Below are 13,338 nucleotides of genomic sequence, written 5' to 3'. Positions count from 1 at the left end.
GCCGCGAACGGGCCTATCGCCGAGTCGTCACCAGCAACACCACCCGCACCGCAGCCCTTGGCCCTGGCTCGAGCATCACAACACGTGACGACGTGACAGCGCACTCAACGGCCCCCTTACCGATCAGCCGACTGACACCGAGCTCATGACGTGGCGGTCGACGTTATGGCATCGATGAGCTGCGACGGGGTTTCGATCTGCGGAAGGTGCCCCGTTCGGCGCAAACAGAGGTACCCGGCGGCGGGTATCGCCGCAGCCAGCGCACGGCCGTAGTCGGGGTCGACGATGCGGTCCGCCTCGCCCCAGATCACCCGCGTCGGAACCGACATCGCGCTCAATCGGGTCGACAGCGTGGCATCGGTCATCGTTGATCCGCCGTATACGGAGAGCGCCTCGCGGTTGGCCGCCATGATCGCCAATCGATCGGGGCTCAGCGTGGTGGGATCGATCCCGAATCGGCCGGGGTCGGCGTAACTGAACTCGGCAACCTGCGCGGGAGTGAGTGAGAAGAAGTCGGCAACCGGGTGGTCAGGCACGTCGATGCCGACCGCATCGACCAGCACGATGCGTGACACCTGCGGCGGGGCGAGAAGTCCGAGCTCGGCCGCGATCCAGCCGCCGATCGAGTTCCCGATGACGGTGACGTCGCGCAGGTCGAGTTCGTCCAGCAGCGCTGCGTAGAGGCTGGCCAGCCCGGTGATGCTGCTGAGCCGCTCGGGACGGTCGGTGCCGTCGAAGCCAGGGTGAACGGGGACGATGACGCGTGCGCGGCTCGCCTCGGCCAGCTGATCGGCGAATGCGGTCACCGTGGCCGATCCGCCGCCGCCGTGCAGCAGAAGATTCACTGGCCCTTCGCCGCGGTCGGTGAAGGTGATCGGCACTGCGCCGATGCCGGCCACGGCGGGGGAGACGGTGGTCGTGGTGAGGTTCATGGTCACTCCTTCGGTGCGAACTCGGTGGAGGTTTGCGTGGCGTAGCGGACCATGACCGCGGCATTGGATTCCGTCATGACCGGCTAACCGGATTCGATGGGGTCGTGCATGTCTCCCGGAAGTACTGCACGTGCAGATCGGGAGTGAAGGTGTTGACAGGAAGGTCGGCTCGTCGGTGACGTCGGCACAGGAGTGCGGCGCCGGACTTGATCAGCACCCAGCTGCCCGGGCCGGCGTCGTACGATGGGATCCGCACGCCCAGCCGGTGTTTGGGGTGCGAGCCGTCCTCCATGGTCCGCATCATGGTCGGCCCCTTGATGGGGGCACTTCCCTGGTTGGGGTCGGCGGTCGCAGTCCTTGGCACTATCTGCTCCTCGTCGTGAGAGTAACTCTTATAACGCCAAACCTAACTCGTATGAGCAACATTGTGCAAGTAAGCTCTCATGACGAGGAGGTATCGCATGACGGCGAACCTGGACAGTGGCCGGCGAAACCAGAAGCAACGGACCAGAACGGCGATCCTCGACGCTGCGCGGTCCTTCGTGCAGTCGGGCGCCGCGCCTACCATGCCCGCCGTCGCTCAGAAGGCACTGGTGTCGGAGGCCACCGCGTACCGGTACTTCCCCGACCTCGCCGCGCTAATACGTGAAGCGCTGGCCGACGTTTGGCCCACCGCGCAGGACGTGATGGCGCCGGTGTCGCAACACCATGACGCGACGAGAAGAATCGCGTTCGCCACCGAGGCGCTGATGCGCGAGGTCCAGGCATACGAAGGCGCGGTGCGCGTGATGATGTCGACGACGATCGCGCGTCCGGCAGATGCATCGCTTCGGCCGGGCCGGCGCTTCGGCCTCATCGACATCGCCCTCAAACCGCTGACCGCAACCCTCGACGCGGACGCCCTCGCTCAACTCAGGCGCGACCTGGCGGTGGTGGCCAGCGCGGAGGCCTACTTCACGCTGATCGACCTGTGTGGACTGACGCCGGACGAGGCCATCGCAAGTGCGGGGCGCACCGCCACTACGCTGGTGCGGTCGGCGGCTGTGGGGCCCGATCGGTGACAAATTGCAGCGCGGCGGAATTCGCGGCGCGAGGGGTTATGAGGGCCAATCGTCCTCCCGCGCAGCGATTTCCGCATGCCGTTGGAGCAGCTCGGCGCAGAGACCTGTCTAGATGTCGCTCTTGACAGACCCCCGCCACCCGGGGCGGGTTCAGGAGAAGGCTGCGGCGGCGGAGGCCTTGAGGGTGGTGAGGTTGCCGCGGTTGGGGTATTTCTCGGTCATAACCGCGACGACTTGGGCGGGGTTGCTGCTGGTGTTGACCGCGGTGGCGAAGTCGTGAATGTAGTCGCGGCTGCCATCGAGGATGGCGGCAATGTCGGTGTCGGGTGCGTCGGGTTTCTTGTGGCCGGCGACGACGATCATCGGGGCGAGGCGTTTGATGTGGTCGATGCTGTGCATCCATGCATGCCATTGCTCGGGCCCGCCGAAGGCCATCATCTGGTGGATCTGGTTGTAGGCCACGTCGCCGGCGATGACAGCCTCCAGGGCGGGGATATGCAGAACGGTGGAGGGCGCGATGTCACCTTGGCCTACCTCAACGGACCGGAGTTGATGGCCCTCGAGTTCGATGACGCTGCTATCGAGCGGTGTCGGTAACACATCAGGGTGAGCGACCACGTCACCGAACAGCCCGCGGCCCCATTTCAGGTCATCTTCCACAGCGGATTCGATGTGGTCGACGACCGCGAGGGTGGCCACCGCGCGGGCGGAGGGGAATCGGGTGAGCAACCGCGCGATGCCGAAATAGTGGTCGAGGTGGCCGTGGGTGATGTAAATCGTGGTCAGGTTCTTGCCACTGGTGTCGATTATGTCGGCGAGGGCGTCGACGTCGTCGATGATGAATTGGGTGTCGACCAGCACGGCGTCGGTGTTCCCGGAGATCAGCGTGGAGGTGGTCGGTGAGAAGGTGCGGTTTGCACCACCGAGGATCTGCCGGGTGGGGCTGGTGATCACCTCGAGCCGTAACGTCGAAGATCCGTTGAGGGTATCGGCCTCGGCTGCCGTGGGCTGGGTTGGTTCGGTCACGGCGTCGGCTGCCCGGCTTGGACGAGCGCCAGCGTCGCGGCGGCCGACTCGCGGCGCATCGCGGCTAGCCGTTGTTCTGCCTCGCCGCCCCAGCCGGGCGTGACGAAATCGACGATCGTGCCCAGGTGCACGGTGCGCCCGCTGGCACCCCAGGTGCCGTCGGGGATGTCGCGGGTGAAGACCCAGACCCGGCGTTTGGGGTGTGGCCATTGGCCGCCCTCAGCGTCGGCGACCGCGGCGGTGATAGCCGGTACGACCGCGTCCCGGAAGAGGTCGTCGATGTTTCCCTCAGGGATCGAGGCCACGAACTTGTAGAACGGAGCCTCCATGAGGTCGCCCCCGACGAACGTCTCGACCCGATGCAGAAACGTCCACGCCGTCAGCAGCGCGCGCCTGCGTCCCGACTGCACTTCGTCCGGATCGTCCATCAACTCGGCGATCCGCCGCATCTCGTGGTCAACCAGCAGTTCCGTCACATTGCGGATGAGCTGGTGTTCTGCCTCGGCATCCAGGGCACCAGCCGGAAAATAAGCGTCGCACATGGGCATTCGGTGTTCTCCAGTCTCTTCGCGTTCCGGATTTGGGGTAAGCCTCGCCGTGGCGCGATCGTTGGTCGCGGCGACTGTCTTACGCAGTGCAACTTAACACCTGAGGTTTTATGATGCAACCACAGTCTCGGTGAGGTGCTGGGTGAACCAGTCGGCAGCGGGGCGACTGGTCTGCGCGAAGTATTTTGTGTAGGTCTCAAAGTGCCCACCGGGATGGAGCACGAGCTGTTTGGGTTCGCGCGCGGTGGCGAAGACGTCGAGCTGCAGCCGCGGGAAGGTGCAGATGTCGTGTGTGCCGACGATCATCAGCAGTGGCGTGGGCGACACATAGGGGACCCAGCCGGCCGGCTCGAACTCGTTCATGTTTTCCACCGAGCGCACGGTGACCTCGTTGCGCCAGGACGGTGCGGCCCGGGCTGCCGCCTCGATGGAGCGTTCGTCCATCCCGGGGGGTAACGCGCAGAGCTGTTCGGGGTGGGTGGAGAACACCGGAATCATGGCTGGCTCGCCACCCGCCAGCCGCTGAATCCGATCGTCGCCGAGGCGCTCGCGCAGTTCGGCACGCTGCGTCTGGTTGAACATCTGGCGCCCGTTGCGGTGCCCGCTGACGTGCGGGATCTGCGCTACCACGCAGCGGACCCGGCTGTCGTTGGCCGCCAGGACCATGGCCAGCCCACCGGCGAAGCTGGACCCCCACACGCCCAGGCCGCGGGAGTCGTCGACGTCGGGCAACCCTGCCATGAAGGTCAGCGCGTCGCGCCAGTCGATGAGCTGTCGCGACGGATCCACTTCCAGCCGGGGCGTGCCGTCGGAGGCCCCGAATCCGCGGTGGTCATAGACAAGCACCGAAAAACCGGCTTCGGCGAACGACGCCGCGTAGTGGTCGACCTGCTCCTTCACCCCCGAAAAACCATGAGCCATAACGATTCCCGGTGCGGGGCACTGTGCTGGGCGGTGGAAGAACCCGCGGAGTACGGTGCGGTCTTCGGTCGTGAAATCAATGTCGAGTCTCATAAATGGACGTTAACGGACGTTGGTCTTATGATGCAACCACGCAGGGCGCTGACTCGCGAGCTGGTTGCATGGTAAGACCGCTCCGCTATCCTCAATGGCGTGCTCAGCAGCGACTATTCCGGCCAGAACTGCTCGATCGCTCGCGCGCTCGAGGCGGTCGGCGAGCGCTGGACGCTGCTCATCATCCGTGAGCTGATGCTGCGACCTTGCCGATTCGCCGGGCTCCAGCGCACATTGGGGATCGCCAAGAACGTACTGGCGACCCGCCTCGACAAACTGGTGCAATCAGAGATCGTCGAAAAGGTGCCCTACACCGCGGCCCGCGACTGGAACGAATACCGCTTGACGTCGAAGGGACGCGATCTGTTCCCGGTGATCAGCGCCCTGATCGCCTGGGGTGACGCCTACGACGCACCGAACGGCCCGCCGGTGGTCTTCGAGCACACCTGCGGTCACCCCGCGGGACACCAATTGGTGTGCCGAGAGTGTGGCAGCGAAGTGAGCGCCGACACCATTCACGCCGTCGCCGGTCCAGGGCTGGCGGTACGCAGCGTCCCGCGCTGACTGAACCGCAGTTCGCGTGAGGACGCCGTCGACGGACAGGTCGCGGTGATCGGGTACGTCGCAGACCGACATCCACGTCCGCTCTGCGGGGAGTAGCGCTGGCGCACAACGACTTCGGGCGACTCACCGACGGCGGCCAAGGCGTCTTGACGTGGTCACGGACCCCGGCTCCTCCATTGTTTTCGTGACGGTTCTGCACGGACGTTCCGACACTGAACCGATCGCGAGCGGTGCGACTGCCTGGCTCATCGGCCTGACTCAGCCGGGGTCAGGACGATCCGCCCGCCGGCACCGCCGCGCGCCAACAACTCATGCGCCTGCGCAACTTCGGCGAAGGTGAAGGTCCTGGCGACGTCCACCATGAGCAGGGAGGCCTGGGCAAGTGCGGTAGACGTAGTCGCGCGTTCATCCGTATTTCGATGCCGGCCTCGTCTTGGCCTTGCGAGCCACCGAGTGCCTGAAATCCGTGCCGCTGGGCGCGTTCGGCGTCGACGACGGTGGCGATGCGTGAGCGGTCCGACACCAGTGCCAGTGAGACGTCGGCGGCCTCTGCGGTGCCGACCAGGTCGATTGCTGCGTCGACGCCGCCCGGGGTCGCCTGCTCGACACGTTCACGCAGCCCTGGTCCGTAGGTGACCGGTGTCGCGCCGAACCGGGAAACGCGGTCGAAGTGATGCTCGCTGGTAGTTCCGATGATGTTGATCCCATCGATGCGTGCCAGTTGAGCCAGCAATGAGCCCACCCCGCCTGAGGCTCCATGCACTAACACGGTCTGGCCTGCTCGGGCGGTCACGGCGGCCAACGCGTGAGCAGCGGTAGTGCCGTCGAGCATCATGACCGCCGCCTGCGTCCACGACAACGCGCTCGGTTTCGGCACCACCGCCGAGCCGGGCGCGACGAGTCGGTCGGTGTAGCCCCGCTCACCCGATAGGCGATCACTTCGTCGCCCACGACAATGGGTCCTGCGGGTCCATGGGCGTCTGCCCCCACGGCGCTGACCACCCCAGAAACCTCCACCCCTAGTTTCATGGGGAACGGGTTGTCACGTTCGCCATGCTTCTCGGCGCCCGCGCGATCCGCGTACCTGGTGTAGTCGACATGATTCACCCCGGCGGCACGGACGTCGATGGCGACCTCGCCGGTGGTTGGCGCGACATCATTCGTCGGCACGATCTTCAGCACCGACGGATCACCGAAACCGGTTGCCACAATTTGCATTACGAGTCTCCCGTGGATTCTGGCAGCATCTTGGGCGTCCGGTTCTGCTGCAGCTTGATTCCGTCCGGCGTCACGGGCGTGTAGAGGTTGATCAACGACCCTTCAGGGTCGCGGATCAGGACCGAAACGTTGCCCCCACGGCATCGTGGTGGGCGCCTGCACAACGTCGAGATCGTCGAACTCGGTCTTCAGGGTCAACCATCGCAGGTGCGAAGACGGTGCTTTGGCGTTCGCGGCGCCACGTGATGACGTCGCGAAGAGAGACGGTGGCCAGCTCGTGCTGGGCCGCGAAGTCTCGGAGTTCATCGGTTGCCGCCATTTCGATGGGGTGGCGCATGCTGACGATGGTGCAGGTCGCCGCGGCGGAACGCAGCCCGGCGGCGCGTACCAGGTCGACGGCGGCCTCGGGTCGACCCGGCCGGGCCAGGATGCCACCATCTTGGGTGTGCTGCGGGACGACGTGTCCGGGCCGGGTGAGGTCTATAGCGCGGGTGGGATGGGGTGGCGCATGCTGACGATGGTGCAGGTCGCCGCGGCGGAACGCAGCCCGGCGGCGCGTACCAGGTCGACGGCGGCCTCGGGTCGACCCGGCCGGGCCAGGATGCCACCATCTTGGGTGTGCTGCGGGACGACGTGTCCGGGCCGGGTGAGGTCTATAGCGCGGGTGGGGCGTCGGCGAGCAGCCGGATGGTGGTGGCCCGGTCTGCGGCCGAGATTCCGGTCCCGATGCCGCTGCGTGCGTCGACGGTGACGGTGAAGGCGGGTGCACGTCCGCGCTCCCATACTGTCTGCATTGGTGGTAGACCGAGGCGTTCGCAATCAGCGGCCGGCAGCGGGACGCAGAGGAATCCGCTGCCGTGGCGGATCATGAATGCCACCAGCTCGGTGGTCGCATTCTGCGCGGCGATGACGAGCTCGCCCTCGGCCGTAGGCCCGGTGTCGTCGACCAACACGACCGCGCGACCAGCCGCGATGTCGGCGACGGCCCGCTCGAGGCGGTCGAAGCGCGCCGGCGGAGGCGTGGCGCATTCGGCTCGCTGCGTTACATGATGGCGGGTCGGGGCGGTAGTGGCGGTCATTGGAACCTCTCTGTCACGGCGCCGCGAGGCAGGTGACTTCGCGAGTGATTTCGAGCAGGGCTTCGATGTGTGACAGCAGTCGAGTGCCGATCGGGAATCCGGCGAGTGCGAATCCGAGGCTGGGTTTGCCGTCGGTGTCGAAGGAAGGGGCCCACAGGTTGACGATCTCGGGTGTATCGCCAACTCGGACATCGGGTGTCACGCGTGCAGGGTTGTAGTCGTCGGGGTTGAAATCGATGGGCGGCAAAGCAATTGAGGGCCCGCCGGATGTTGGCGTCGCGGTGAGACTACGTTCGAGCAGATCGCCGAGTTGGTCTTGCACGCTGGATGAGCCGACTGCGAAGCCGCGTTGTCGGATCTGGGCGAGCGCATCGCAGCAGCGTTCGCGGATCTCGGGTTGCAGGTCGGCCAGGTAGTCATTCACTGGGGCGTCGTCGGCGAAGGCGATCCACCAGATGCCGATGGGCGGCTTGACGGGCAGACGCTGGCCGATCGCGACCTGGGTAGTGCGCGGGTCGGCGGGGGTGCCGGCGCTGGCCAGCAGGGTCAACTCGGTGCCGTCGCAATGCGTGGCGACGACCTGTGCTCCGGTTCGCGCGGCGACGGCTTCCATGACGGGTCGTGCTTTGTCGAGCAGTTGGAGCTGGGTGGCGAATCGTGCGTCGCGCAGCATCAGGGAGTGTGGTGAGAAGCTGCCGTATCCGCCCTGAAAGAACAACAGTGATGGGCGTGGTGCGGCGACGTCGAGGTCGATGACGCGCCCGATGACGATGTCGTGGTCGCCGGCGGAATTGATGACGTCGGTTTCGCAGTCGATCCAGGCGACCGCGTCGTCGAGGATCGGGTTTCCGCTGGGTGCTGCGTGCCAGTCCACGTCGGCGAATTTGTTGACGTCGCGGGAGGCGAAGGTTCGGGTCAGGGGTTCTTGGTCGGCGGCGAGCACGTTGACACAGAACCGGCCGGCTGGCTTGATCTGGGCGTAGCTGCGGGAAGTGTGCGCCGCGTAAAACGCAACTAGCGGCGGGTCCATCGACACGGAGGTGAACGATCCGACAACCATCCCTCGCAGGCGACCGTCGCTGTCGAGGGCGGTGATGATGCTGACGCCGGTCGGGTAGTGGCCCAGCACCTTTCGAAAGTGCGCCGAGTCGTCTATGCGTTCGGTGGTTTCACCGGCCATGGTTGCTCCTGATTACGAGGGCTGTACGTCGTTACATGGGCTAGCGATGACGCAGGACTCGACGAGTGTGGCCGTGCCGGGCAGCTTGTCGAGCGTGTCGACGAGTTCGGCGATGTGCTGGGCCTGCGCGGTGTCAAGGACGCGTGCGGCATTGGCGTAGAACTTGGCCTGAATGTCGCTGTCGCTCAACGGATTCTCGGGTGTGCCGAGGCTGGCCGGGATGCGTCGGCGCACCGTGCGACCGTCCTTGAGGTGGACCACCGTTTCTCCGGGAAAGTGGATGGGGAAGTCGCTGTCGGGGTCGGGCGGGCAGGTGACCAATGCGGCGAGGGCGAGAACGTCGGGGTGGTCGAGGGACTGGTCGTAGAAGGCGGCCAGGTCGACTCGGCGCCCGGCCAGGGCGGTCGCAACGACGTACTGGACGCTGAACAAGGCGTCGTAAATCGTTGTGGGCGCGATTTTCTTGTCGGCGGGTTCGGTGACCATGGGTATCAGGGCGGGGGCGGTGGGGCATTCGATGCTTGCGACTTCCTCCGCTGTCAGACGTTCGCGGCCTAGGTCGGCCAGTACGCCTGCGGCGGCGTCGGCGAACGCGTGGGTGAAGTGGCAGCAGGGGTAGGGTTTGAGCGCGATGCCGGTGGTCATCCAGCGGCTGCCCAGGTCCTGCAGACCGAGGTCGTCGGCGGTGACGGTGTGGCCGAGGTGACTGTTGTAAAGCCCGCCGGCGCCTTCGAAAACGGTTGCCGGCCCGCGGAATCCGGCTTCGGCCATCGTGGCCGCGGCTATCCCGGCGTGAGCGGCCCAGCCGGGATGCATACGTTTGAGCCACGATCCGTGCAGTTCCAGGATGCCGGCGGCCTGGCTGCCGCATAACCCCAGCGCACTGGTCAGCGTGTCCGCGTCGAGGCCGCGCAGCACCGCGGCGGTACAGGTGGCGGCGAACGCACCGGCGATCCCGGTGGGGTGAAAGCCGCGGCCGTGAAATTCCCCGGCTCCGGCGGACGCCAGCCGACATCCGATTTCCAGGCCGACGATGTAGGCGAAGAGCAGTTCATCACCGCAGGCGTGCTGTTCTTCGGCGACGGCCAGCGCTGCGGCCAGCGCAGGGGCGGTGGCGTGATAGATGGCGCCGATATGGGTGTCGTCGAAGTCCAGGCCGTGGAACAGGGTTCCGTTGACCAGCGCCGCCGAGGCGGCCGGCAGCGGGGTGCCGAAACCGAGTGCGTGGGCCTGATCGCCGTGTCCGAGGCGTTGGGCGGCGCGGTGGATGGCGTGGCCAAAGTCCATGCCAGTCGCGGCCAACCCGACTCCCAGCGCGTCGAGGACGTGAAGTTTGGCGACCGCGCGGACCGGTTCGGGAACATCGTGCCAGCTCAACTCGTTGACGATGGTGGCCAGTTGCGCGGCCAACGCTTCGTTGCCGACAGTGGTCGGGATCATTGGTCGTCTCCTGGGATTGCAATGTCGAGCAGTGGCGCGTGTTGTTGGGCGCCGAAGGTGTCGCGTTCACCGATTCCGCCTTGGTCGCCGGGCCGGATGATGGTGAATTTGAATGCGAGTGCGGGTTCGAACCAGTCGGCGTAGGTCAGGTCATCCAGGCTCAGTCCGTACAGCGCGGCGACCGTGTCCTTCGTCAGTGCGCCGCTGTCGCGGACCCGGCGATAGTTCGCCGGGTCGGTGAACAGGATGTCGAAGGTGATCTCGTAGGGGCCGGCGTTTTTGCTGCGAATGACCTGCGCCAGGTCGTGAAGCGCGGTCATGGCGTGCCTATCTGCTCGATACGGGTGCGGGTCGGCTGCAGGCCGTCGGCGCCCATGACGTGGTAGAGCCGAAACGCGCACACCGGTCCGATGGAGTTCTCCATCGGGTTCAGCGGCAGAGCCAAGTTGCCGGCAGTGGCGACCTGCCCGGGGTAGGGCAGGTGCAGCACGCCGATGCGGGCCATGCTGGCGATGGCTTTGGCTAATTCCGGTGTGGGCGCGGTGATTTCACCAAGAATGCCGACTTCGTGGGCCGTCGCGTTGATGGGTTCGCGCTCGCCCATGACCGCGTTGCGGCCATAAATGTGGAAGTGCAGCTGCGCGGTGCCGTCGCCGAGCTGGGGATAGAGCGCGCTCAGGTGACCGCGCAGGGTGTCCAGGAAGGCGTCGATGCCGGCGATCAGGATGGGGTCGCGTACGCCGCCGATGAACACCGCGCGATGCCCAACCACCGCCGCGCCTTCCAGTTTCAGCGTCGGCGGCTGCGGGCGGTGGCGGCTGCCAGTGACCCGCACGGTGCGCTCGTCGACGGCGGTGTAAGTGCAGCCGGTCAGGTCAAGCACGCCGTCGGGCCCGGGGAGCAGGTCGGGTCGCGCTTTTTCATAGAGCGTGTGGGCGGCGACCGACAGCGGGGTGCAGCGCGCGCCTGGGCTCATGGGGGTCAGCACAAAGGCGTCGCGCTCCAAGGTGGCCAGCACCCCGCTGCCTTTAGGTTCGCAGCAGGCGCCGCCGCATTCGAGGATCTTCCCGGCATGCCACGCGATCCCGGGATCGACGTCTTTCGCGATGCCCCACGCTGCATGTGGTGCGGGGTCATAGGCGCGGCCGGCGACGATGACGTCCACACCCTCGGCGAGCACCTTGGCGAAGGGTTCGGCACCGATCTGGGCGACGATGTTGGTGCAGGATTCGACGTCGGCGCGCGTGGGCACCTCCCCGCGCACATTGGCGGCGACGTCACCGTTGTCCAGGCGCTGGATGACGACCTCGGGGTCGATGTCGCTGTACATGCGGGCCATGGTGAGCCGGTGGCCGTCGCGTTCGGCGATGTCGACGATCAGCTCGGCGATGCGGTCGACCTGGGCCGCGATGCCGGCGCCGCCGGCGGAGCTGACGATCAGCGGGATGTGGTGGCGCGCGGCGGCGGCAACCATCGGGGTCAGATCCCGGAGGTAGGCCGATTCGTCAACCAGCAGCTCGCCACGGCCCAGCAAATAGGGACCGGGATCGGTGGAGCCGGAGTCGACGACGATGGCGTCGACTCCGCGTTCGATGCACTCCCAGAAGTCGGCTTCGGGATAGCCGTATCCCAGCATCCCGGTCGGGGTCAAGATCGTGGTCAGCGCGGTCATGCCGGCTCGGTGATGGCGGGAAGACCCATGTTTTCGCGTAGCGTGGCACCTTCGTAGCGCTCAGGCACCAGGCCGCGCCGGCGCAGTTCCGGCACGATCAGGCGGGTGAAGTCCTCATAGGAGCCCGGGATGGCCCCGGCCGCGATGACGAACCCGTCGCAGCAGTCGCCGAACCAGTCTTCGAGTTGATCGGCCACCTTGGCTGGGGTGCCGACGAAGGTCGGTGCCTCCCGCAGCGTGCCGCGCCCAGAGACTTCGACGAAGTCACGCACCGACGGGTTGGTTGTGCCGCTGGCCCGGATCACGCTGTCGCGCAGGCTGTGCCAGGACATGCCCGCCAGTTCGGTGTCGGTGAAGGGCTCGTCGACCGGCCGGTCGGAGAAGTCGACGTTGAGGGTTTCACACAGCAACGCCAACCCGTCGTCGGGTCGGGCCAGCGCGTCGAGCAAACGCAGCTTTTCGGCCACGATCGCCTCGGTTTCGCCGGTCATCACCCCGATCGCAGGCGCGACCACCACCGCGTCGGGGTCGCGGCCGGCGTCAGCCACGGCCTGTTTGAGTGCCTGGTACTGCTCGACGCCGGCCTCTTTGGCCCGGTAAGCGGCGAACACCACCTCGGCCCATTTACCGGCGAACGCCATGCCCCGCCCGCTTTGGCCGGCTTGCAGCAGCACCGGATGGCCCTGCGGAGACCGCGGCACTGTGAAGGTGCCGTGGACGTCGAAGTACTTGCCGGTGAAGTCGATCGCGGCCACCTTTGCCGGGTCGGCGAACCGGTCGGCGTCCTTATCCAGGATCAGCGCGTCGGGCTGCCACGACGTCCACATCCTTGTCACCAACTCGACGAACTCGTCGGCGCGGTCGTAGCGTTCGTCGTGGTCCAGATGCACCGAGCGGCCGAAGTTGGCGGCCTCGGCGTCGTTGAGGGACGTGACGATGTTCCAAGCCACCCGGCCGCCGGTCAGGTGATCCAGCGTCGCATAGAGTCGGGCCACGTGAAACGGCTCGTGATAGGTGGTGGAATAGGTGGCGCCCAAACCGAGATGTGTCGAGGCAGCGGCCATCGCCATCAACGCGACTGTCGGATCGAGTTTGACGGCCCGGATACCGTGCGCCACCGCCAGATCGGCGCTGCGGCCATAGATTTCGGGCATGGCCAGCCGGTCGTCGAAGAAGGCCATATCGAACCGGCCGTCCTCCAGGGTGCGGGCGATCCGCTGAAAATACTGCGGGGACAGAAAATCAGGGATCGAGCCTGGGTGGCGCCATGAGCCAACGTAATTCGAACAGTTCTGGGCCTGAAGAAACGCGATCAACGCCATCGGGCGGGTGCTGTTGGCCATGTGCGGGTCCTTTGTGTCACACCGATTGCGCAGTCCGAAATCGGTGCGACAAGCTTCCGGCCTGTGAGGCGCCGTCCGCCACATAAGTTGCACTATCTGCAACCGAAGCAGCGCTGGTGTCGGTAGGGCGGTGTCCATGGGCCGGCGCGCGCCTCGTCGGCAATGGATCCACAGACATCACTCCTTTGGTGATGACCTCGCCGTCCCCGGCTCTGCTTGCCAAGCCATCAACGGTGACGTGCCCGAGCTCCCGTGCGGCGC

At 66.2% G+C, this 13,338-nt stretch carries 14 protein-coding genes and 3 pseudogenes; 2 read left to right on the top strand and 15 right to left on the bottom strand.

The window, feature by feature from the left end; genetic code table 11:
* Window positions 1–143: 143 nt before the first annotated feature.
* The gene (locus tag ACQY5A_RS26095; RefSeq protein WP_428343117.1) at window positions 144–932 is read right to left on the bottom strand and encodes an alpha/beta fold hydrolase; all 789 of its coding nucleotides are present in this window, start codon (window positions 930–932) and stop codon (window positions 144–146) included.
* Between the two features lie 73 nt (window positions 933–1,005).
* Window positions 1,006–1,296 carry a hypothetical protein gene (locus tag ACQY5A_RS26090; protein WP_428343116.1) on the bottom strand — a complete coding sequence of 97 codons (291 nt, stop codon included), beginning with the start codon at window positions 1,294–1,296 and terminating at the stop codon, window positions 1,006–1,008.
* A gap of 97 nt (window positions 1,297–1,393) precedes the next feature.
* Between ACQY5A_RS26090 and ACQY5A_RS26085 the strand changes: the two genes are divergently transcribed.
* Complete coding sequence (locus ACQY5A_RS26085; RefSeq protein WP_428343115.1) at window positions 1,394–1,993, top strand: TetR/AcrR family transcriptional regulator; 600 nt, start codon at window positions 1,394–1,396, stop codon at window positions 1,991–1,993.
* A 150-nt stretch (window positions 1,994–2,143) separates the two neighbouring features.
* Here ACQY5A_RS26085 and ACQY5A_RS26080 read toward each other — a convergent pair whose 3' ends face one another.
* The 3 genes from ACQY5A_RS26080 to ACQY5A_RS26070 all read right to left on the bottom strand — a co-directional run bounded on the left by ACQY5A_RS26080 (window position 2,144) and on the right by ACQY5A_RS26070 (window position 4,581).
* Window positions 2,144–3,019: an MBL fold metallo-hydrolase gene (locus tag ACQY5A_RS26080; RefSeq protein ID WP_428343114.1), complete on the bottom strand. Its 876-nt coding sequence runs from the start codon at window positions 3,017–3,019 to the stop codon at window positions 2,144–2,146.
* Window positions 3,016–3,561 (bottom strand): hypothetical protein, encoded by a 546-nt coding sequence (locus tag ACQY5A_RS26075; protein ID WP_428343113.1) that lies wholly within the window; start codon window positions 3,559–3,561, stop codon window positions 3,016–3,018. The genes ACQY5A_RS26080 and ACQY5A_RS26075 overlap by 4 nt, the downstream gene beginning before the upstream one ends.
* Window positions 3,562–3,675: 114 nt before the next feature.
* Window positions 3,676–4,581 (bottom strand): alpha/beta hydrolase, encoded by a 906-nt coding sequence (locus tag ACQY5A_RS26070; RefSeq protein ID WP_428343112.1) that lies wholly within the window; start codon window positions 4,579–4,581, stop codon window positions 3,676–3,678.
* Window positions 4,582–4,680: 99 nt separating this feature from the next.
* Here ACQY5A_RS26070 and ACQY5A_RS26065 point away from each other — a divergent pair, with 99 nt between their 5' ends.
* On the top strand, window positions 4,681–5,145 hold the full coding sequence (locus ACQY5A_RS26065) for a winged helix-turn-helix transcriptional regulator (protein ID WP_428343111.1): 465 nt from the start codon (window positions 4,681–4,683) through the stop codon (window positions 5,143–5,145).
* Between the two features lie 245 nt (window positions 5,146–5,390).
* Here ACQY5A_RS26065 and ACQY5A_RS26060 read toward each other — a convergent pair whose 3' ends face one another.
* From ACQY5A_RS26060 to ACQY5A_RS26015, 10 genes and pseudogenes are all read right to left on the bottom strand, one after another.
* Window positions 5,391–5,609: a zinc-binding dehydrogenase gene (locus tag ACQY5A_RS26060; protein WP_428343350.1), complete on the bottom strand. Its 219-nt coding sequence runs from the start codon at window positions 5,607–5,609 to the stop codon at window positions 5,391–5,393.
* A 41-nt stretch (window positions 5,610–5,650) separates the two neighbouring features.
* Window positions 5,651–5,977: pseudogene (locus ACQY5A_RS26055) on the bottom strand (zinc-binding dehydrogenase); the annotation flags it as partial.
* Complete coding sequence (locus ACQY5A_RS26050; RefSeq protein WP_428343110.1) at window positions 5,977–6,363, bottom strand: alcohol dehydrogenase catalytic domain-containing protein; 387 nt, start codon at window positions 6,361–6,363, stop codon at window positions 5,977–5,979. The pseudogene ACQY5A_RS26055 and the gene ACQY5A_RS26050, both read right to left, overlap by 1 nt.
* Window positions 6,364–6,664: 301 nt before the next feature.
* A pseudogene (locus tag ACQY5A_RS26045) lies at window positions 6,665–6,847 on the bottom strand (3,4-dihydroxy-2-butanone-4-phosphate synthase); the annotation flags it as partial.
* Between the two features lie 20 nt (window positions 6,848–6,867).
* Window positions 6,868–7,442 (bottom strand): annotated as a pseudogene (locus ACQY5A_RS26040) (3,4-dihydroxy-2-butanone-4-phosphate synthase); the annotation flags it as partial.
* Window positions 7,443–7,455: 13 nt separating this feature from the next.
* Entirely contained in the window at window positions 7,456–8,622 is a 1,167-nt protein-coding gene (locus ACQY5A_RS26035) for a flavin reductase (RefSeq protein ID WP_428343109.1), read from the bottom strand.
* 12 nt (window positions 8,623–8,634) lie between these two features.
* Window positions 8,635–10,062, bottom strand: a complete 1,428-nt coding sequence (locus tag ACQY5A_RS26030; RefSeq protein ID WP_428343108.1) for an MmgE/PrpD family protein — start codon at window positions 10,060–10,062, stop codon at window positions 8,635–8,637.
* A complete protein-coding gene (locus ACQY5A_RS26025; protein WP_428343107.1) occupies window positions 10,059–10,382 on the bottom strand; it encodes a DUF4387 domain-containing protein in 324 nt (107 codons plus the stop codon). The genes ACQY5A_RS26030 and ACQY5A_RS26025 overlap by 4 nt, the downstream gene beginning before the upstream one ends.
* Window positions 10,379–11,734 carry an acyclic terpene utilization AtuA family protein gene (locus tag ACQY5A_RS26020; protein WP_428343106.1) on the bottom strand — a complete coding sequence of 452 codons (1,356 nt, stop codon included), beginning with the start codon at window positions 11,732–11,734 and terminating at the stop codon, window positions 10,379–10,381. Before ACQY5A_RS26020 ends, ACQY5A_RS26025 begins: the two co-directional genes overlap by 4 nt.
* On the bottom strand, window positions 11,731–13,077 hold the full coding sequence (locus ACQY5A_RS26015) for an LLM class flavin-dependent oxidoreductase (RefSeq protein ID WP_428343105.1): 1,347 nt from the start codon (window positions 13,075–13,077) through the stop codon (window positions 11,731–11,733). The genes ACQY5A_RS26020 and ACQY5A_RS26015 overlap by 4 nt, the downstream gene beginning before the upstream one ends.
* Window positions 13,078–13,338 lie beyond the last annotated feature (261 nt).

The organism is Mycobacterium sp. (assembly GCF_965277065.1).
Lineage (GTDB): Bacteria > Actinomycetota > Actinomycetes > Mycobacteriales > Mycobacteriaceae > Mycobacterium.
This window is presented reverse-complemented; position numbering and strand designations above follow the sequence as displayed.

Excerpts from the sequence above, each read along its gene's own strand:
- ACQY5A_RS26095 (WP_428343117.1), bottom strand. The coding sequence starts at position 932 with ATGAACCTCACCACGACCACCGTCTCCCCCGCCGTGGCCGGCATCGGC.
- ACQY5A_RS26085 (WP_428343115.1), top strand. The coding sequence starts at position 1,394 with ATGACGGCGAACCTGGACAGTGGCCGGCGAAACCAGAAGCAACGGACC.
- ACQY5A_RS26035 (WP_428343109.1), bottom strand. The coding sequence starts at position 8,622 with ATGGCCGGTGAAACCACCGAACGCATAGACGACTCGGCGCACTTTCGA.
- ACQY5A_RS26030 (WP_428343108.1), bottom strand. The coding sequence starts at position 10,062 with ATGATCCCGACCACTGTCGGCAACGAAGCGTTGGCCGCGCAACTGGCC.
- ACQY5A_RS26025 (WP_428343107.1), bottom strand. The coding sequence starts at position 10,382 with ATGACCGCGCTTCACGACCTGGCGCAGGTCATTCGCAGCAAAAACGCC.
- ACQY5A_RS26020 (WP_428343106.1), bottom strand. The coding sequence starts at position 11,734 with ATGACCGCGCTGACCACGATCTTGACCCCGACCGGGATGCTGGGATAC.
- ACQY5A_RS26015 (WP_428343105.1), bottom strand. The coding sequence starts at position 13,077 with ATGGCCAACAGCACCCGCCCGATGGCGTTGATCGCGTTTCTTCAGGCC.
- ACQY5A_RS26070 (WP_428343112.1), bottom strand. The coding sequence starts at position 4,581 with ATGAGACTCGACATTGATTTCACGACCGAAGACCGCACCGTACTCCGC.
- ACQY5A_RS26075 (WP_428343113.1), bottom strand. The coding sequence starts at position 3,561 with ATGTGCGACGCTTATTTTCCGGCTGGTGCCCTGGATGCCGAGGCAGAA.
- ACQY5A_RS26050 (WP_428343110.1), bottom strand. The coding sequence starts at position 6,363 with ATGCAAATTGTGGCAACCGGTTTCGGTGATCCGTCGGTGCTGAAGATC.